Annotated in this window: 14 protein-coding genes, 1 tRNA gene and 1 CRISPR repeat array (1 of these 16 only partly in view); of the genes, 6 read left to right on the top strand and 9 right to left on the bottom strand. The window is 61.5% G+C overall.

Annotation, left to right across the window (positions count from 1 at the left end; genetic code table 11):
• A CRISPR array of direct repeats spans window positions 1–336; the repeat unit is 24 nt; unit sequence GTATCTCCGCGATAGAATTGAAAG (it extends 1840 nt beyond the left edge of the window).
• Between the two features lie 20 nt (window positions 337–356).
• Window positions 357–1424 carry a pelota family protein gene (locus tag ACYQ3J_RS02075; RefSeq protein WP_460123805.1) on the bottom strand — a complete coding sequence of 356 codons (1068 nt, stop codon included), beginning with the start codon at window positions 1422–1424 and terminating at the stop codon, window positions 357–359.
• Window positions 1421–3874, bottom strand: coding sequence for a valine--tRNA ligase (locus ACYQ3J_RS02070; RefSeq protein WP_460123802.1), 2454 nt, complete (start codon window positions 3872–3874; stop codon window positions 1421–1423). The genes ACYQ3J_RS02075 and ACYQ3J_RS02070 overlap by 4 nt, the downstream gene beginning before the upstream one ends.
• 128 nt (window positions 3875–4002) lie before the next feature.
• Here ACYQ3J_RS02070 and ACYQ3J_RS02065 point away from each other — a divergent pair, with 128 nt between their 5' ends.
• Window positions 4003–4395 (top strand): hypothetical protein, encoded by a 393-nt coding sequence (locus ACYQ3J_RS02065; protein ID WP_460123800.1) that lies wholly within the window; start codon window positions 4003–4005, stop codon window positions 4393–4395.
• A gap of 26 nt (window positions 4396–4421) precedes the next feature.
• A tRNA-Glu gene (locus tag ACYQ3J_RS02060) sits at window positions 4422–4499 on the top strand.
• Between the two features lie 44 nt (window positions 4500–4543).
• On the opposite strand, the gene ACYQ3J_RS02055 is transcribed toward ACYQ3J_RS02060, so the two are convergent.
• Window positions 4544–6841, bottom strand: coding sequence for an adenosylcobalamin-dependent ribonucleoside-diphosphate reductase (locus ACYQ3J_RS02055; protein WP_460123797.1), 2298 nt, complete (start codon window positions 6839–6841; stop codon window positions 4544–4546).
• 65 nt (window positions 6842–6906) lie between these two features.
• The gene (locus ACYQ3J_RS02050; RefSeq protein WP_460123794.1) at window positions 6907–7980 is read right to left on the bottom strand and encodes a phosphoesterase; all 1074 of its coding nucleotides are present in this window, start codon (window positions 7978–7980) and stop codon (window positions 6907–6909) included.
• A gap of 235 nt (window positions 7981–8215) precedes the next feature.
• Here ACYQ3J_RS02050 and ACYQ3J_RS02045 point away from each other — a divergent pair, with 235 nt between their 5' ends.
• Window positions 8216–10297, top strand: a complete 2082-nt coding sequence (locus ACYQ3J_RS02045) for a phosphoadenosine phosphosulfate reductase domain-containing protein (protein ID WP_460123791.1) — start codon at window positions 8216–8218, stop codon at window positions 10295–10297.
• A gap of 19 nt (window positions 10298–10316) precedes the next feature.
• Here ACYQ3J_RS02045 and ACYQ3J_RS02040 read toward each other — a convergent pair whose 3' ends face one another.
• Window positions 10317–13184 (bottom strand): DEAD/DEAH box helicase, encoded by a 2868-nt coding sequence (locus ACYQ3J_RS02040; protein ID WP_460123788.1) that lies wholly within the window; start codon window positions 13182–13184, stop codon window positions 10317–10319.
• Window positions 13185–13389: 205 nt separating this feature from the next.
• Here ACYQ3J_RS02040 and ACYQ3J_RS02035 point away from each other — a divergent pair, with 205 nt between their 5' ends.
• Both ACYQ3J_RS02035 and ACYQ3J_RS02030 read left to right on the top strand, forming a co-directional pair.
• Window positions 13390–14481, top strand: a complete 1092-nt coding sequence (locus ACYQ3J_RS02035) for a hypothetical protein (RefSeq protein ID WP_460123785.1) — start codon at window positions 13390–13392, stop codon at window positions 14479–14481.
• A gap of 173 nt (window positions 14482–14654) precedes the next feature.
• A complete protein-coding gene (locus ACYQ3J_RS02030) occupies window positions 14655–15086 on the top strand; it encodes a hypothetical protein (protein ID WP_460123782.1) in 432 nt (143 codons plus the stop codon).
• 56 nt (window positions 15087–15142) lie between these two features.
• Here ACYQ3J_RS02030 and ACYQ3J_RS02025 read toward each other — a convergent pair whose 3' ends face one another.
• A complete protein-coding gene (locus ACYQ3J_RS02025; protein ID WP_460123779.1) occupies window positions 15143–15547 on the bottom strand; it encodes a hypothetical protein in 405 nt (134 codons plus the stop codon).
• A 72-nt stretch (window positions 15548–15619) separates the two neighbouring features.
• Between ACYQ3J_RS02025 and ACYQ3J_RS02020 the strand changes: the two genes are divergently transcribed.
• Window positions 15620–16369, top strand: coding sequence for a DNA polymerase sliding clamp (locus ACYQ3J_RS02020; RefSeq protein WP_460123776.1), 750 nt, complete (start codon window positions 15620–15622; stop codon window positions 16367–16369).
• A 16-nt stretch (window positions 16370–16385) separates the two neighbouring features.
• Here the strand turns inward: ACYQ3J_RS02020 and ACYQ3J_RS02015 are convergent, their stop codons facing one another.
• The 3 genes from ACYQ3J_RS02015 to ACYQ3J_RS02005 all read right to left on the bottom strand — a co-directional run bounded on the left by ACYQ3J_RS02015 (window position 16386) and on the right by ACYQ3J_RS02005 (window position 18085).
• The gene (locus tag ACYQ3J_RS02015) at window positions 16386–16619 is read right to left on the bottom strand and encodes a hypothetical protein (RefSeq protein ID WP_460123773.1); all 234 of its coding nucleotides are present in this window, start codon (window positions 16617–16619) and stop codon (window positions 16386–16388) included.
• 139 nt (window positions 16620–16758) lie between these two features.
• Window positions 16759–17529: a DUF72 domain-containing protein gene (locus tag ACYQ3J_RS02010; RefSeq protein ID WP_460123770.1), complete on the bottom strand. Its 771-nt coding sequence runs from the start codon at window positions 17527–17529 to the stop codon at window positions 16759–16761.
• 130 nt (window positions 17530–17659) lie between these two features.
• Window positions 17660–18085 (bottom strand): AbrB/MazE/SpoVT family DNA-binding domain-containing protein, encoded by a 426-nt coding sequence (locus ACYQ3J_RS02005; protein WP_460123767.1) that lies wholly within the window; start codon window positions 18083–18085, stop codon window positions 17660–17662.
• Window positions 18086–18289 lie beyond the last annotated feature (204 nt).

Below are 18289 nucleotides of genomic sequence, written 5' to 3'. Positions count from 1 at the left end.
TCTCTAGCCTCGCCGCGAGGCGGGCCCTGTGTATCTCCGCGATAGAATTGAAAGTCATTCACATCACGGGCTTCGTCAAGGAGCTACGCTCAAGGTATCTCCGCGATAGAATTGAAAGGAAGGCTAGGGCCTTGTTGACAGCCGGGAAGTAGACGACTAGATAGTTATTGTGTATCTCCGCGATAGAATTGAAAGCAATCTCCCACTTCACCCTAACCCGCCTGCCCACGCTACGGCTACGCAGTATCTCCGCGATAGAATTGAAAGCTGAAGTCCCGGACCTCGACGAAGCCCTTGCCGGCCTTCTCGTGTATATCTCCGCGATAGAATTGAAAAGATGTATTTGAATGGAAAAGCTATTGTATTGGGTGTGGGAGGGGGTAGCGTAGTACGGCTACTGCTCCGCCGAGGCGTGCGACTTTCTCGCCTACGGGGCTGTCTGGTGGGACTAGGTAGACTCGGGCCCTGGTCTTCTCTCCCCACTCTAGTATTGTTACTGCTAGTTCTCGTTCCTTCTCATCGAGCGAGTGTAGCTTGTCGCTTACGAGTATGCAGGCCTCGATTGCGCCGAGTTTGGCTGCGGCTGCGACTTCGCCTAGCGTGTATGCCACCCTGTCGGGGTTTCTTGCCAGGAGGCGCATGGCTTCGTCTAGCACTTTCTCGGCTTCTACGAGCGTGTACTCCCTGAGGGCCTCGGTTACCCTTGGCCTTCTGAGCGCCTCCTCCACCCCGGCCCTGCCGCCCATGCTGGCGTCGTCGGTGAAGACCTTGAGGTTGGGGGCTAGTGCTCGGAGCCTCTCCGCCACTAGCCTCTTCGGCTCCCCGGGGCCTGTGACTACGACTACCTCCACCCCCTCGCGGGCAGCTGTCTCGGCTGCTAGCTTGGCGACTCTCTCTATGTAGGAGTTGAACTCCTGTTCACGTGTGGGTGAGTCCTTGCCTGGCAGGCTGGAGGATCCCTCCGTGACCATTTTGAAGCCGTGGGGGGCGACTAGGGCGACCCCGTACTCGTCGTAGTCGACTGCTACTACTAGGGCTCTCCCCCGAGGGCCGCTTGCCCTGAGCTTCTCGACGGCCCACTCGGGCCAGCCGTCCTCCCTCTCGATGATGACCTCCTGCCCCGGGGCTACTGTGAGGGCGTGGTGCCTCCCCTGGACCCCGTACTCCTCGGGGCCCTCGACTATAACCCCGTAGACCCTCAGGCGCCCGGTGAAGGGCTGGAACTCGACGTTCTCCACGCGGAGCTTGACGGTTATCGGCCTGCGCTCCTTGCGCCCCCCGCCCTTCACCGAGACGTCCCTGGTGGTCCTGCCCTTCACGTAGTCGCCCGGGCGGAGGATGGACATGAGGGTCCAAAGGTCCTCGTCGCCTTCGGGCCTCACCCTTAACCTACGCCGCTTGCCGTCCAGAACCTCAACCTTCAAGGCGCCCGCTCCCTTGCAACGTACACCAGCTCCCCAACCCTCTCGGCGCCGGCGGGGGGCTCGGTGTAGGGCTTCACCGTGCACTTGTGGAGGTCGGCCAGCTCCTCCACCACGCCGGCGAGATCACCGGGGACGAGGACTGTAACGCCCTCCAGAGGCTGGGAGAGCTTCAGGCCGCTGGCCCTCTTGTAGTTCCATATCTCGGAGTCCACCTTCGCAACCGCCCTGGCTATGCCCGCGAGCCTCTCCCTCTCCTCGCGGCTGTAAATGGGCTCGGGGTACCTCTTCACGTGGACGCTTCCGCCGTATAGTTCCCTGTGGATCTTGTCGGTGACGAAGGGCATTATCGGCGAGAGCGCGGTGGTGAGCCTCTCAAGGATGGCGTGCAGGGTCCACCAAGCCGCCCGCTGGGAGTCCTCGTCGTACTTGCCGCTGCTGTTGTAGGCCCTCTCCTTGACTAGCTCGACGTAGTGGCTGGCGAAGTAGTCCCAGGCGTACTCGTAGAGGAGCTGCGCGGGCTCGTAGACGTCGAGGTCCATGTAGGCCATGTCAGCCTTCTCCAGGTACTCGTCGAGCAGCGCGAGGAAAGCCTCGTCGACCAGCCTGAGCCTGGGCCTCTCCTCAGGCCTCGGGAACGAGGATATGAACCTCGCCAGGTTCCAGAGCTTGGTGACGAAGTTCCTGCCAGTGACGATCTTGCCCTCGTCGAACCTGTAGTCGTAGCCGAGCTTCGAGGCTACCGCCGCCCAGAACCTGAAGGCGTCCGCCCCGTACTTCTCGATCACCGGTATCGGGTCTATCACATTCCCCAGGCTCTTGTGCATGGGCCTGCCGTGGGGGTCGAGGCCCATCCCCGTGATCCTGACCCACCGGAACGCGGGCCTGCCGGTGAGCTGGTAGACGCGGAGCAGGCTGTAGTAGAGCCAGGTCCTTATAATGTCCTGGCCCTGGGGCCTTAGCGCGTTCCTTATCGCCCTCTCGAAGAACGCGTCGTTCCTCCTCCACTGGCTCACGTAGAGCACGCTAATGCTGGAGTCGAACCAGGTGTCGAAGACCCTCTTCTCCCCCTCCAGGTACTCCTTGGGGGCGCCGCACTTCGGGCACCTATCCCAGGGGGGATCCTCCTTCCAGGGCCTGTAGTAGCGGCCGGGCTCGGGCACTAGCACCGCGCCGCAGCGCCTGCAGCGCCAGAGCGGGATCTCGGTGCTGTAGAACCTGTCCCTGCTTATAGGCCAGTCCATCGTCACGCTGTCCAGCCAGTCGTAGAGCTTTTTCCTGTGCATCTCCGGCTTGAACTCGATCTTCGCTGCGATCTCCCTGATCTTGTCGAGAAACTCGAGCTGCTTCAGGAACCACTCCCTCCTGTGTATTATCTGGAGCGGGGTCTTGCAGCGCCAGCAGACCGGGACTTTGTGGCGTATCCTCTCCTTCTTAACCAGGAGCCCGCGCTCCTCGAGGAGCTTGGCTATCTTCTCCCTTGCCTCCTTGACCGGGAGCCCGGCTATGGGCCCGGCCTCCTCCTTCATTATGCCGTCCTCGTTTATCAGAGCCTTCGGCTTCAGCCTGAGCTCGGAGAAGAGCCTCACGTCGTTCTCGTCTCCATAGCTGCATATCATCATGAGGCCGGTGCCGAAGTCAGGGTCAACGCTGGGGTGCTCTACGATTACAACCTCGTGCCCGTAGAGCGGGGCTATGGCCTTCTTGCCCGCTAAGCCCTTGTACCTCTCATCGTCGGGGTGGTAGGCGAGGGCCGCGCAGCCCGCCAGGAGCTCGGGCCTCGTGGTGGCGACCACCAGGTCCCTCCCGTCATCCTTGAGCTTGTATACTATGTAGTAGATATAGCCCTCCTCCTCCTTGTACTCAACCTCCGCCTCGGCCAGCGTGGTCTTGCACCTGGGGCACCAGCGGACGGGCCTCTCGGCCTCGTAGATCAGGCCTCGCTTGAACAGCTCGATGAACGTTGCCTGGGTGAGCTTCCTATACTCCGGGCTGTCCGTGCCGTTCCTCCAGTAGTCGAAGCTGCAGCCCAGCCTCCTCCAGACGCTTACGATCTCAGCCTCCGCCTTGTCTAGGAACTCCTTGCACATCTGGAGGAACTTCTCCCTGCCCTCCTTAGTCTTAGCCATTAAGTGCGCGTTCACCCCGTAGGTCTTCTCGACCTGGACCTCTACCGGGAGCCCGTTGCGGTCGGCGTAGAAGGGCATGACGACGTTGTAGCCCTTGAGCCTGAAGTAGCGCCCAAGCATGTCTATCTGGGCGTAGTGGGCGGCGCCGCCTACGTGCCACTTCCCGCTGGCGTATGGTGGAGGCGTGTCTATAACTATGATCTCACGGGGGTCGTTCGGGTCCAGGCTGGGCTTGCCTATACCCTCCTCGACCCACGTCTCGACGAGCTGCTTCTCCCACTCTATATTCCACCGCCTCTCCTTAATGCGGGGCCTCCACTGCAAGCCCGGCCACCACCAGCTAATTGCCCGTCAACACTAGCCGGTCCATAAAGCGCGTGCCGCACCGAGCTTTAGGGTTATAGGTTATATGGGATCCGGGATCCTTGGAGCCATGAATCTGGGAGGAGCGGATGGAGGCCGTGGAGGAAGCCGCAGCAAGCCGGCGCCGCGCCCTGAACCCCCTCGAAGCCTTCGCATCAACTGTTTCGCTGATCACCGGCCTAGCCGTCGGGCTTTCGGGGAGCCACCTGGCAGCCGGCCTGTTCTTCACCGCGGCCTTGTCAGCCTACATCCTCGCTAGCAGGCCGTCAGTACGGCTGCCGCTAGCGCTAGCAATGTTCGGGACGCAGGCAGGCCACGTGGTTAAGCTAAAGGGTAGCGTGGTCCTCCCATTCATCGTCATCGAGAGGGGGGTGGCGGGCTCCTCAATATACCCCGACCTCGCCCAGATTATACTAGCCTACGAGTTGATCAGGAGGTACCCTTCACACAAGCGAAACAGTTTAAAACCCGGGCTGGAGTAGCTTCCTTCACCGGCCTCAGCGGGGGTGCCGCGGTAGTATAGCCCGGCCCAGTATGCGGGCCTCTCGAGCCCGTGACCCGGGTTCAAATCCCGGCCGCGGCACCACCTCAAAAACAGGGCTGGCGCCGCCGGGCCTGCTCCTGCGCGGGCTAGATATCGCAGGAGGGGCAGCCTCCAGAGTACTCCTCGTGGACCGCCACCACCTCCCCTCTCCTGATCCTTAGCCAGCTGTAGTGGCTCTTGTCCTTGCTCCTCGGGATCTCGGGGGGCCTCTCTAGGACAGCCTTGATGGTGGCGTCCACGCTTAGGACCTGGCGCTCCCTGCTCTTGTCCCTGAACACGGTTACACCCTTGCAGCCAAGCCTCCATGCTAGCTGGAATGCTTTGCTCACATCGCTTGGAGAGGCGCTGCTGGGCATGTTAACGGTTTTACTCACGGCGTTGTCGACCCACCTCTGGAACGCCGCCTGCATCCTAACGTGCCACTCCCAGCCCACCTCGAGGGCGGTGGGGAGCCTGGCCTTCAGCTCGCGGGGCGCCCAGGGGGCCCACCTGATCCCCCCGCCGTGGACCGCGATCTCCTCCAGGATCTCGGGCTTGAGCATGCCCTGGCTCTGGAGCCACTCCTGGAGGTGCTTGTTGACCTCGATCCAGGCCCCCAGCTCCGTCCGGCGCACGTATACGAGGGCGAAGAAGGGCTCTATGCTGCTGTTGACGCCTGCTATTATGCTGATGCTCCCCGTCGGCGCTATCGCGGTGACGGTGGCGTTCCTGGTCCCGGCGGTCATCTCCCTGCGCAGGCCCTCCCAGTCGACGGGGGGTCTATCCGCTACCAGCTCCCTCGTCTCCCTAGACACCTTGGCCTCGTCGTAGATCTCGCCCGCGGGGACCTGGGGCTCCCAGTTGAACCTCCCCTCCCTGTGGATGCTCTGGGGGAAGGCCGGGTAGGGCCCCTTCTCGCCCGCGATCTCCGTGCTCGCCCTCCTGGCGTGGTACGCTATGAACTCCATCAGCTTATCCGCCAGGAACAGGGCGTCATGGCTGTCGTAGGGGATCCCAAGGCGTGCGAGGAGGTCCGCCCAGCCCATCACGCCCAGGCCTATCTTCCTAGTCCTCCTAACGGCTTCGCCAATCCTCTTATCCGGGTAGCGCGACACGTCTATCACGTCGTCCAGGAATCGGACTGCGAGCTCAACGTCCCTCGCCAGGGAGTCCCAGAGGATCCTGCGGTTAACCGTGTCAACGTAGGACTCCAGGTTGATGCTGCCCAGGTTGCACGCCTCCCAGTCAAGCAGGGGGGTCTCGCCGCAGGGGTTGGTAGCGTGGATCCTCCCAAGCGCAGGCGTCGGGTTGTGCTCGTTCAGCCTGTCAATGAATATGACGCCCGGATCACCGCTCTTCCAGGCGCAGAGGGCTATCCTCTCGAGGAGCTTCGACGCCTCCACCCGCACCTCGGCCTTGCACCGGGCCTCTACCTCCCTCAAGTCGGGGCTCAGCGCCCCGACGATCAAGGGGCACTCCCGGGGGTCGTAGAGGCTCCAGGGGCCCCCCTCCAGGGCTCTCCTCATGAACTCGTCCTGCACTGCAACGCTTATGTTGAAGTTCTCGAGCACCCCTCCCTCGCCGCACTTCGACTCAATGAACTCGAAGACGTCTCTGTGCAGGGCGTTCAGGATGCCCATCATGGCCGCCCTTCTCTTGCCGCCCTCCCTCACCGTGTCCGCGGCCGCGTCGAACACCTTCATGAACGATACTGGCCCGCTGCTCCGGCCCCCCGTGCCCCTGATCGGCGCCCCCCGCGGCCTCAGGGGTGTGAAGTCGTAGCCGGCGCCGGCCCCCGTCTTGAATATCCTAGCCGAGACCTTGATGGCTTCAAATATTGCATCCGTGTCGTCGTCGAGCGGGATGGTGAAGCACGCCGCGAGCTGGGGGTAGCGGGTCCCGGCGTTCATGAGCGTGGGGCTGTTGGGCACGAACCTCAGGCTACTCAGCAGGTTGTAGAAGAGCTTGCGGTAGACCCTGTACTTACCCGTGGCCGCCTCCGCGAGCGCGACGTAGTCTGAAACCCTCTCCACCAACTCGTCGGGCGTCTCGGTTATCACGCCTTCAGGGCTCCTTAGCAGGTAGCGCGACGCGAGGAGTCTGAGCCCCCTCCAGTCAAGCCTCCTCTCCACCCCCCTCGGGGTCACGAAGCGCTTCTGGGCCTCGGCGTAGATGCGCTCGAGGTAAAGCCTCTTAGCGATAACGCCCCACTCCGGGTTTAACGCGCTCCACTCGGTCATCAGGCTGAGTGCGGCGTCTAGCAGGCTCTCCCAGGACTCGCTTAAACCCCTCGACTCAAGCCTTCCTCTAATCTTCCCGAGAACCTCCTCCTTGTCAACCCCGTACTCGTTGAGGATCCTGCCAATTAGCTCCAGGGCCTCGCTAGGCCCGAGGCGGCTGGGCAAGCAGTGAGCACCCAGCGTTAATTGGAAGCTTCACGCGGGCTGCTTTACGCTTAACACTTAGGCACTTAGGTGGATCGCTCGCGGGCTGACTCCAGCCTGCGCCAGGCCTCGAAGGAGAGCCTCCTGAGGGCGTTGATCAGGTCCTGCTTCGACACGCCCTCCTTCACCCTGCATATGGCGACGTTCCTGTGGCCGCCCTTGTCCTCCACTAAGCCCTCCTTGAGGAGGAGGTCTGCGAGCACCTCGGGCAGCCCCTTATGACCCCTTATTATCAGGAGCCGGACCCCGTCGTTCCTCTTAACCAGGAGCGCCACCGGCTGGCCGGATATCCTGCTTATCTCACCCGCCAGGGCGGTCGCGCCCCTAGTCTTCCACTTATCCTCCGCATCCACGAACTTCAGGAAGCCGACTCTGATGGCCTGCATTGAGAGGTCCAGCGCGGCCTTCTTCACCTCCTCCTCCGCCTCCTTCGACAGCTTCATGCCCTCCTCGATCGGGTTCGCCTTACCCGTAGCCACCGCGAAGCGCGGCGGCTCGAAGGGGAGCGGGTTGCTGAGCCAGTCAACGTAGCGCCGCCACATCTCCCTATCCTTAGAGACGTTTATGGCCTTAGATATGGATGCCGCCATCCCCACTATCTGGCTGCTGGTGTTCTTTAACTGCTTCAGCCGCCTCTTGCTGCCGCCCTCCAGTATGGCCACCGCGTCGGAGAAGCTGGCGAGCCTAGGCGTTAGGCGCCCCCCGAAGCCCTCGATGAACATCCGGACCAGGACTGCAGTGGCGCTCTTGCCTAGAACGGTCTTCACTCCGAGCCTCTCCAGTTCAGAGTTACCCTTAAGCGTGGAGTCGTGATGGTCGAAGTAGTAGATTGCACCGCTGCACCTAGCCCTGTACTCCACCAGAGCCTTGTACACGTCAGTGGTCAGCGGGATATCCAGTATGACGAGCGCGTCGGCGCAGCCGACGCTGCCTAGGGCCTCGGCGAACCCGCGGGGGCCCGACGGGATTAGCTCGACCCGCGCCTCCCCCTTGATGGGGAAGATGCCCAGCCTCTCCTGCGCGTACTTTATTATCGCGGCTGACACGACGCCGTCCGCATCCCAGTCGGCTATAACAACTACTCTAGGCTTATCACTCATCACTAGCCGCCTCGGAGACCCACCGCTTCCCCGGGCCTGTTACGGTACTAATTCAGGGCCCCCGCTTATATGAGCAGTAGCCTGCTACCCTCCAAGGCGCGGCATCGAGGATCCCGGGCTGGAGGTTCTATTAGATCAAGCTTCCCGGCGCCCTTCCCTAGCGCTCGATTCAACCGGGTTACTAGCTTAAGTCTTTAACCTCGGCCCGGGTCCAGGTAGCCCGGTAGTAGCCGGCATGGCTAGGCGTAGCTTGAGGAAAGCCTGGCCCGTGGTGAACCGCGTCTACTGGTGCCCAGGGAGCAACGTTCCATCCCTCGGCAAGGAGTGCGGCGACGGGTCCGAAGCCTTCGAGGTCAGGCTCACCGAGCCGGGTGATGCGAGGCCAGCCATGGAGCACGACTTCAGGAACATGGAGAAGGGGTACCGCAGGGAGACCGGCTCCACGAGAGGGTTCAACCGGCTCCTCGGCGCCGGGGTTAAGGTGGTCAACAAAGTCCCCTTCATGGACGCCATGTACGAGGTCGTGAGCGAGGGCGTCGTTATCGGAAGGTACTACTTCGACCCGCTGACTATGGAGTGGAGGTTCAGGTTCGCCCAGCCGGGGCTCCTGAGGGTCTGGGACTTAGAGCCGCTGCCGAAGTTCAAGCTCGAAGGCGGGGTTAAAGCGCTCTTAAAGAGGAGGGTTTACAGGAACACGATTAACGCCCCCCCGCTGTCCCAGGTAGTATTCGTGGATGAGAACGATTACCCGGTTGGGCTGGGCTACGTCAGCGAGGATGGCGAGGTGGTTAAGACCCACAGCATCTACAGGAGGCCCCAGCCCGCCAGCAGGTCGAGCAGGGTGAACTCCACGTGGGACGACGCCATAAAAGTGAACGACTACTACATCTACTACTATAAGTCCAGGGCTCTAAAGTTCATCCACGTTATGGTTGAGAAGGTTAAGAAGCCCGTCCTCGTGTCGTTCAGCGGAGGCAAGGACAGCCTCGTAGCCCTCCACCTCACTCTCGAGGCCGGGTACAGGCCGACACTCATCTTCAACGACACCGGCATCGAGATGCCGGAGACGATCAAGGCGGTTGAGGAGGTCTCGAAGACGTGGGGGCTTGAGGTGCTGGTGGCCTCTGCCGGGGACTCCTTCTGGCGCGGCGCCGAGCTCGTGGGTCCCCCGGGCAAGGATTACAGGTGGTGCTGTAAGGTCGCAAAGCTCGCCCCCCTAGCCAGGCTGCTCAAGGAGAAGTACCCCGACGGAGCCATCAACATCGTCGGTCAGAGGGCTTTCGAGAGCCTCGACAGGGCTAGGAGCCCTAGGGTGTGGAGGAACAAGTGGTTCCCCACGATCCTCAACATCAGCCCTGTGCAGGAGTGGAGCCAGCTCCTCGTGTGGCTCTACATCTGGAAGCACAAGCTGCCCTACAACCCGCTCTACGACATGGGCTTCGACAGGATAGGCTGCTTCATGTGCCCCGCCGGCAACCTCGCGGAGTATGAGGTTGTGAAGGAGACCCACCCGGAGCTGTGGAGTAAGTGGGAGGAGTTCCTCGAGAGGTGGGCCACCCAGCGGCTCGGCTTCACGCGGGAGCAGGCCAGGCTCTGGGTTGAGCGGGGCCTCTGGAGGTGGCTAAGCGACGCCCCCCAGAAGCTGAGGCTCGCGCGCCGCATAGGCTTCAAGGCGCCGGACTGGAGGGAGGTCTACAGGCGCTGGCTCAAGCCGGGCCTCCTCGAGTACAAGGCGGAGGAGGGGGTTGCACGAGTCGTATTCAAAGACAGCATCAAAGCCGAGGCGTTGGACGACCAGTACCCGGTGATGGGGGCGTTCACGCGGAGGGGCAGGGGATCCTACACCCTAGGGAGGCTGGGGAACGTCGAGGTCAGGGCCTCGGGCAACTCGATCACCGTTAAGGGGCTGAGGGGCGTCGCCGCCAGGGAGCTAGTCTTCGACGCGGCTAAGCTGATGTACAGGTGGGTGAACTGCATCGGCTGCAGGCTCTGCGAGCTCAGCTGCCCCACAGGCGCTATTAGAGTAGTCTCCGAGGACGGCGCCCTCAAGCCCAAGGTTAACCCGTCGACCTGCATCCACTGCAAGCTCTGCCTAGACAACTGCCCGGTCGCGGATGTTTCAGTGGAGCACATAGCCATAGCCCTAGCGCTCGACAACCCCACGGCGTGGCGCCGGAGCGGGAAGAGGACCAGGGAGTCCATAGTGGCAAGGTACCTGAAGCTCCACAAATTCAAGCTCCCCACGGAGACCCCGTCGCTGGAGGAGGACGTCCTCGTAGCCCCGCCCTCGCTGGAGGATACTGGCGGGGGATCCTAGGGCACCGGGCGGGGCACCTTCATGTCTTCCAGTATTTACGGTTGACCAGGTACTCCTCCTCAGCGTTCATCAACTCCTCGTAGAACGCCTCCTCGCCGCGCACCAGGTAGACCTCCATGAGCTTCCTAGCCCTCTTGGGCCCGACGCCTCTGGCCATTAGGGCCTCAACTACTTGCCTCGCGTAGCCCTGGCTGGCGTAAGTAGCCACCAGCCCCGCCCGGTCCAGCATTTCCCTGTAGACCTTCTTCTCCTCCTTCGTGAGCTTCTCCCCCCTCAACGCCTTGAGCAGCACCTCGACAGCCCTCCTACCCCACTCGCTGTCGGGGACTACTGCAACGCTTATGCTCCCGCACCTCCTGCACCTCAAGTCACTGACCGACTTGACCTCGCCCACCTCCCTCTCGCCCACCCACCCGCACTTGGTGCACGCGAGTATGATCCTCCTCTTCGCGAGCCACCTCTTCTTGTCCCTGATGAGTAGGCTGAGTGCTATGTGCTTCAGGTCGACCGCCCTCTCGCGGCGCAGGTAGGGGTTGCCGAAGACTTCCAGCGCCAGCGGCGAGGGCTTACTCGCCTTCACGACCTTGATCTCCCTGAAGAACTTGAAGAACTCCTCGACCGCTTCTAAGTCAAGCTTGTCGTGGACGACCTCCCGTATAGTCTCCCTGTCCACCACGCTCCCCCTGTAGGCGTCGACGAGCCTCCTGACCGTGTCGGGTGGAAGCCTGGCGTCGGGGTCGATGACCCCCATCCTCTTGGCTACTTGAACGAACCGCACCACGTAGGCCTTCGTGAACTTTACGTAGTCGTATATCATCGCAGCGCGCGTGACCTTGTCGAGCCGTGCGGCCTCGTCGAACGCTTTGGAGACGGCCTCCGCCAGCCTCTCCTGCGAAGCGCGCGCCTTGAGGAGTATGGCGTATGGTATGTAGTCGAATACCACCTCTCCAACGTATTTGGATAGGAGCCTGGATATCAGCATGGCTAGGGCAAGGTTCCCCTTGCTCCCCAGGCAGGCGAAGACGACTGCCTCACCGTCGACGACCTCGGCTACGGGGGTTGACGGTGACAGGTAAGGCGCCCCCCAGGCCTTCACCGTGCCCTCCAGGACCCTGAGGATCCTCTCAGCCACCGGGCCGCTCAGCTTCCTGGCCTCCAGGAGCCTCCGGCCGGCCTGGGGGTCCTCCATGGCGAGTGAAATGATGGAGCAGACCTCCCTGGCGACCTTGTAGTCCACCGGTATCAGCTCGCCCTCCCACATGGGGATCATCGCGGGGGCCACGCCGAGGGGCTTCGCAAGGACCTTCCCGGACTCACCGTCAACGTCGAGCATCTCCCAGACCCGGCCGGCGAGCGTGAAGAGGTGCCTCTGCCCCTTACCCGAGCCCTCGCCGGCCTCGAGGGCCAGGCTCTCAACGAACCTGCCGCTCAGCTCGCCCACCTTAGCCCCGGAGACCACGTCCTCAACCGTGTAAGTCACCTCGTCTGGTATCATTGAGACTCCGTAGAGGTACTTCCTGAGCCTCCTCCCCTGGCCGAGAGCCCCGTCTCTCAGCCTAAGCACCCTCACGCCGTCGAGGTGCCTAGCGACCTCCTCCAGTTCGTCCATTGTGAGGCTCGAGAAGGGCAGGGTCCTGGATACGAGTTCATAGGCTTCGCTCAAGCTCCCAGCGCTGCCCTCAAGCACCATGGCGGCTAGCTGGTGGGCTAGAGCGTCGAGGGGCTTCCGGTGCGGCTTAATGTCCTCCAGGCTCCCCTTCTCCGCCCTGAAGGCTATCACGCCGGACTCGAGCGCCTCGAACAGGTTGCCTATGGTAACGATCACCGCGTTCGAGACCCTCTCGAGGCTGTGGCCGGAGCGCCCGGCCCTCTGAACCATCGCCACTATCCGCCTCGGCGAGAGGAATTGAATGACTAGGTCTACGTGGCCTATGTCTATCCCTAGCTCCATGCTCGACGTTGCAACCAGGACTTTCACCTTGCCCTCCCTGAAGAGAGCCTCGGCCTCCTCCCTAACCCGCCTTGAGAGGCTTCCGTGGTGGACTCTCACCTGGTCCTCCCCGAGCAGGCCGGCTAGCTCCACGGCTAGCTTCTCGGCGACGGACCTAGTGTTGACGAAGACAAGCACCGACCCCTTAGCCTCTAATGCTGTCTCGGCAACTTTCTCCACCAGCCTCCTCCAGGCCTCCTCGTTCCACTCGTCGACCGCCACCTCGACTCTAATGTTATACTTCTTGAAAGCCCTGTCCTCGACTATCTCGACCCGCCTAGGGCCGGCTATCAGCCTGGCCGCGTCTTCAACGCTCCTCCTCGACAGCGTGGCCGAGAGCCCGACCCGCTGCACCCGCCTCCCTCTCCTCTTCTCGATCCTCTCGAGCAGGACAGCAAGCTCGGAGCCCCGCTCGCTCTCCAGGAGCTCGTGAACCTCGTCTACGACTACGTAGTCGACGTTGTCCCATATCCCCCTGCTCGCGGTGCTCGCCAGGAGCAGATTAAGGGACTCCGGAGTGGTCACCATGATGTTAGGCGGGTTCTCGAGGAACCTCCTCCTCAGCGACGTGGGGGTGTCGCCATGGCGCAGAGCAGCGGTGAACCCGGCCTCGGAGGCGAGCCTCTCGACCCTCAGGATTATGTCCCTGTTCAGCGCCCTGAGCGGTGTTATGTAGATGAGGCGCAGCCCGCCCCCGCCCCTCTCAGCCATCCTGGAGAGGAGCGGGAGGAGCGCGGCCTCCGTCTTCCCGCTACCCGTCGGCGCCACTACCAGCACGTCTCGGCCGGCTAGGATGTGTGGTATGGCCTTCTCCTGGATAGGGAGCAGGCTAGTGTAGCCCAGCCTCCTTGCAGCCTCCCTCACGGCCGGGTGCAGCATATCCATGGCGCTGGGCAATCCCGGGCACCGCCTCTAGCGTCCTGCTCCAACGCTGCGAGGCCGAGCGCGGGGCAGCCTTCCCCTCCACGGGTCTTCCGGGCCTCTCAAACGTCTAAGGCCTTCTATAGAGGCGCCGTCGCCCGTTTTTAGTTGACCGGCGTCCGACCGGCACCCTGGGAGGCTCCGGGCTGGCTGCGGGCGGGTTTGATTGATTTCGAGGTGCGTGGCTGGGAGGGCTTCGGTGGTCGCCCTCACGCTGGTGGCGCTGGCGCCGGTCCACGGCCTTGCGCGGCTCGCAGCCGCCGTCGCGGTAGGCTACATCACCGCGTCGCTCCCCCTGGCCGCTAGCCTAGGCCTGATTTTGATGGAGAGCATTGGGGAGGCCGCTCAACTCCTGGGGGTGAGCGTCGCCAACTTCAACTACGTCGGCGCGGCTGCCCCCGTTGCGGCGGCGCTCTTCTCCATGGCGAGGTACTCGGCGGGGCCCGGCTACAGGCTGGAGGGGTTCGCCCTGCCCGCCGCGGCGCTCGGCGCCCTGCTGGGGGGCCACGACTCCTGCATAGACCTGGCCAGGCCCCTCCTAGCGGTCCTCGCTGCGAGGGGCCTACCCGGCCCGCTTCAGCTGGCGGCGGCCGTGGGCGGCTACTCCTGGCATGGCCTAGCAGCCCTCTCGGCGGTGGCGGCTATCACTCCCTTCCACGTGAAGGCCCCCCTGCCCGCTAGAAGGTGCCTAGTGGGGATCCCAGGCAGGTGGCCTGCTGCGGTGGAGTGCCTAGGGCCCATTCTGGGAGGCAATGGGGCTGCGTGCGCCATAGCGGAGCCCACCCGGGGCTCAAGACTGATAGTAGTAGTCGACCACCATGAACCCTGGAGGATCGTTAAATGCCTAGGCCTGAAGCCAGACGTAGTCATCTGCCCCTCATGCCAGTGGGAGGAGTGGAGCAAGCTAACAGGCCTGCCCCTAGCCAGGGAGGAAGCCGCCGGCAAGGGCATAGTGTTCTTCGAAGGCGTCTTCCCGGCGGACCTAGCGCTAGCAAGCCCCCCACCGCGCGGCGCTGAAGTAGTCGTGGTGGACCTCACCAGCTCTCCCCCGCCGGCCGGGGGATGGAGGCAAACCCTATCCTACGTGCTCAGGCTGGACGCTCCAATCGTTGTGATAGCCCAAACCGGAGCCCCGAGAGAGATCCCCTCAGTAGGTGGCAGGATCCCTGTAACAGTTCGCGTGGAGCGCTCCATGAGAGCCCCGGCAGGGCAGGCGCCGCTATTAACCGTCATAGACTACGGCACCGCCAAGCTCATCCTGCCATGCCCGTAAGAGGAGCGGGGGCGGCCGCGTAGACCCGCAGCCAGCGCATTCCAGAACCGCTTTAACAGTACACTCTCACGCCATCCTGGGCCCCGGGGCGTGCAGGGAGAGTGTTATTAACTTTAATCTTGAAGCGAAAAATAGCTCCGGCAACGACCCCCGGGACAGAGAGGTGTAGCTGAATGGCTGTTAGAGACGAGGAAGAAGTGCCAGGGCAGGAGGAAGCAGAGCTTGTAGAAAAGAAGGAGGAGGAAGCCGAGGTCGAGGAAGAAGCTAGACCCACACCTGAGGAGGAGCTTGAAGAGGAGGTTGCCAAGTATCACCCGATAAAGGTTGAGCTAGTCGAAGTCCTCCTGGAGGCAGTGGATATCCTCGAGAAAGTCGCCAGGGGGGAGCTAGACCTGACCAGGGCCCGCGCGCTCTACGCGGAGAAGGTCGAGCTCCCCTCAAGCCAGATGGTGGCGGAGACCAGCGAGAAACCTAGGAGGAAGTCGGCCTCGGAGACTAGTAAGAAGAAGTCTACGCGTAAGAGAACGAAAAGATCGAAATCAACAGGGTCTAAGGGGAAGAGCGGCGGGGCAAGGGCTGAAGGTGAAGAGGAGACAACCGGGTGACGTGAAGCGGCCGCGGTTTGGCGCGGCGGTAGGTAAAACGCTTCAGGCAAAGCCTTCTAAACGATCTCCTTTCTCTCGACTTCTACCTCGTATCCCAGGTTGCTTAGGGCCTTCTTCACAGCGTCGAGGGGGACTCGCCTATCAAACACTACAGTCACGTAGCGCTTGCCCCCCTCCTTCTCCAGCTTAACAGAGTCAACTATAACCGTCCCCATAATCATGTCGTTTATGCTCTTAGGGGGCGCCAGGTGGTCCTGGAACTTCTTCCTCATAAACTCGTAGAACTCGTCGAAGTTCCTGATGTACCTCAGGGCTTCGCTTGCGTCCTGGGACTCGTAGCCCAGAATCTTGGAGACCTCGCGTATAAGCCTCTCAGCCTCCGGCGCCTCAAGCCTTACATTAATGTATTTCCCCATGTCTATCAAGACTTTAACTTTACCCTTCTCCGGCACCTGCTCCACCCGCGGGGTGCGTCAGGCACCCTGCTACGTATTAAATCTCTAGGCCGCTTAAACACGCTAGGGGGGGCGTGGGTGAGATTCCAGTACCCGGCAGCCACCAAGTTCAAGTACATAACTCAGGCTCTAGCTAAGATAAACGACGAGGCGCTCATGATCGTGAATAGCGATGAGGTTACGATATGGCTCATGAGCCCCGACAAGGTTAGCCTAGCGATAGTAAAGATTCCATCGATAAGCCTCGAGTCTATTGAAACGGAGGGCGAGGTTAAATACAAGTTTAGAACCGACGAGCTGAACAAGATAGCCAAGAGGGCAACCCGGAACGATATACTGATCATTGAAAGCAACCACGAGACTGGGGGGCTAAACGTCGTCCTCCAGGACAAGAAGACTGGGGTCACCAGAACTTTCGACTTAACATCTATGGAGGAGCCGAGCGAGGAGTACAGGGAGCCGAAGTTCGAGGCTACGACGAGGTTCTCGATGAGCGCCTCCGACTTCAAGGCTATAGCTCGCGACGCAAAGGTTGTAGGCGACATAGTAGTCTTCAAGAGCCAGGAGGGGGAGTTGCACGTCTCATGCAGCGGCGAGGGTAAGGAGTACCTGTGGATAATGAAGCCTGGAGCCCCCCTGCTCGACTTAGAGGTTGACGAGCCCAGCGAGAGCAGTTACGCCAGGCAGGTCTTGGACGCCGCCTCGAAGCCTGCCGGGGCTGCGGAGGACGTGAGGGTTGCGTATGCATCCCAGTACCCGATGAAGATAGAGTACACCTTCCCCAACGGGGAGAAGATGTACATCTACATTGCCCCGAGCTTCGAGTAGAGCCCCGCGGCGACCTCTACTTTTTTGGAACCCTCAACGAGGCAACGGTGTTTATCAGCTCCTCGTCTGGGGCGAGGCTTCTCCTCAGCCTTCCCGCCCTAGCAGGCCTGGCAGGCCTCTTCTCCTCGCATTCAATGAACGAGGCACACCACGCGCATATCCAGCCGCCTAGCCTTTTGCAGTAGAAGGTTGGCCCGAGCCTCCCGCACAGGGAGCAGCGCTCCCAAGCCATGGTGATCCTGGATCCCATGGGTCTTCACCAGAATGGCGGGCCCTCCATCCCTCCACCGGCCTACCAAGCGGGCCCTTAATAGGGGGTGTTGCCCGCCGCGATTGCCGGCGCTTCATCAGTCGGGCCCATAGTATTCCCGGGCGTTGGGGGGTTAAAGCTACCCGGCCCCCTCGCGCTCTGCCCGGTCCTGCCTGATCATGCTCTTGAACGCTACAGCGTCCTCGAAGGCGTATACGTTGTTGAAGAGTACGTATGCCCTGCTCGGCCGCAGCTCGTGCAGGATGCCCCTAAGCCTCTCCAGGTCATTCCTGGTGTACTTGTACTTATAGTTGACTTCCCCCCTGCCTCCAAGGCCGTGGAGCCGGGTGTAGAGTAGGTCCTCCACCACCGGCGGGATCCTACCCCTTAGGACGTCGCCGCAAATAACCAGGCCAGCCTCCCGGGCGACCTCAACTAGTAGCTCCCCGCGGCTCCACCACTCGCCGCGAGGCTCCCATACGAGGGTGTAACCGCTAAGCCCCAGCTCCCTCATGAACCTAACGATCTTGGCAGCGTTATCCCTGCTGGGCTTGAACGACGCTGGCGTCTGGAAGACGAGGATCCTGGCGTTAAGGGCCTTAGCGGCCTCCAGGGTCGCCTCCATAGCTTGGATCACTTCCCGGTTGAGCTCGAAGGGCTTGTAGCGGTTTACGTCGCCGGGCACTCCCCACTTAAGCCTCCTCCACAGCTTTTTGTTATACCCATGGGTGACCAGCATCCAAACCTTAACGGTGAACTCGAAGGAGTCCGGCGCCTCGCTCCGCCACCTTTTAAAAGCATCCACACCCCGGGGGTCGTAGAATGTCTGCTGAACTTCAACAACGTCTAGCTCTGAGTAGTGCTTCTTCCTCGACTTTTGAAACCCGCACGTGCCAACCTTTACCTCCAAGGCCGCGTAAACCCCGCACCGCCACGGTGACTAGAGGGAGTTTAGAGTAGAAACAGCCGGGATCCAGCTCAATCGAGCGCCGAGAAATAAAGCTGCAAGGCGCTAGCAGCCCGGGGTATGCGCTGGCTGGCTAGGCGTGTATGGAGCCCAGTTTGAAGCTGCGAATCCTCACGTATCTCACATCTTCGAGGTTCTCCAGTATCTCCCTAAGCTTCTCCGCGTCAACGTCCGCTGAAGTCAAGTCGGCTATTATCGTGCAGCTCCCCATCCTACCCCGCAGTATGCTTACACACCTAGATGCTATGATGTCGACACCATGTTTCGCGAGGACCTGGGTGACCTCGGCCAACGCACCCATCCTGTCAACGAGTTCCATCTCAATCTCATACACTTCGGCGCTCTTCTCCGAGATAGGCGATATTACTATCTCACGCGTGTCTATATCGGCGATCAATGCTAGAGGCATGCCTGGCGTGATATTAAGCGACTCCCTAATCGTCTGAGGTATAGTGATCCTACCCTTAGAGTCCACCTTCACGATAGCGCTCAGCCTCATCCGGTGCTCTGCATCCTGCCCTTCAGGCAGCACGACTAACCCCCCCACCAATCATCTGTCTGTATACACCTATTATAAATTCAATTCATAAGACCAGATCAGATAAGAGTCGCAGATCAGTTACTAAACCAAAAACATCCCCGCCAACTTCCAGCCGGAGGGAAACCACATTATACCTAATTTTAAATTCTGGTTAGAGCCCTG

The organism is Stetteria hydrogenophila, assembly GCF_054657575.1.
Note: the sequence above shows the minus strand (reverse complement) of the source record. Positions and strands in the feature narration are given on the sequence as shown.

Coding starts and splice junctions, on each gene's coding strand:
- ACYQ3J_RS02065 (WP_460123800.1), top strand. CDS start 4,003: ATGGAGGCCGTGGAGGAAGCCGCAGCAAGCCGGCGCCGCGCCCTGAAC.
- ACYQ3J_RS02050 (WP_460123794.1), bottom strand. CDS start 7,980: ATGAGTGATAAGCCTAGAGTAGTTGTTATAGCCGACTGGGATGCGGAC.
- ACYQ3J_RS02045 (WP_460123791.1), top strand. CDS start 8,216: ATGGCTAGGCGTAGCTTGAGGAAAGCCTGGCCCGTGGTGAACCGCGTC.
- ACYQ3J_RS02030 (WP_460123782.1), top strand. CDS start 14,655: ATGGCTGTTAGAGACGAGGAAGAAGTGCCAGGGCAGGAGGAAGCAGAG.
- ACYQ3J_RS02015 (WP_460123773.1), bottom strand. CDS start 16,619: ATGGGATCCAGGATCACCATGGCTTGGGAGCGCTGCTCCCTGTGCGGG.
- ACYQ3J_RS02005 (WP_460123767.1), bottom strand. CDS start 18,085: ATGAGGCTGAGCGCTATCGTGAAGGTGGACTCTAAGGGTAGGATCACT.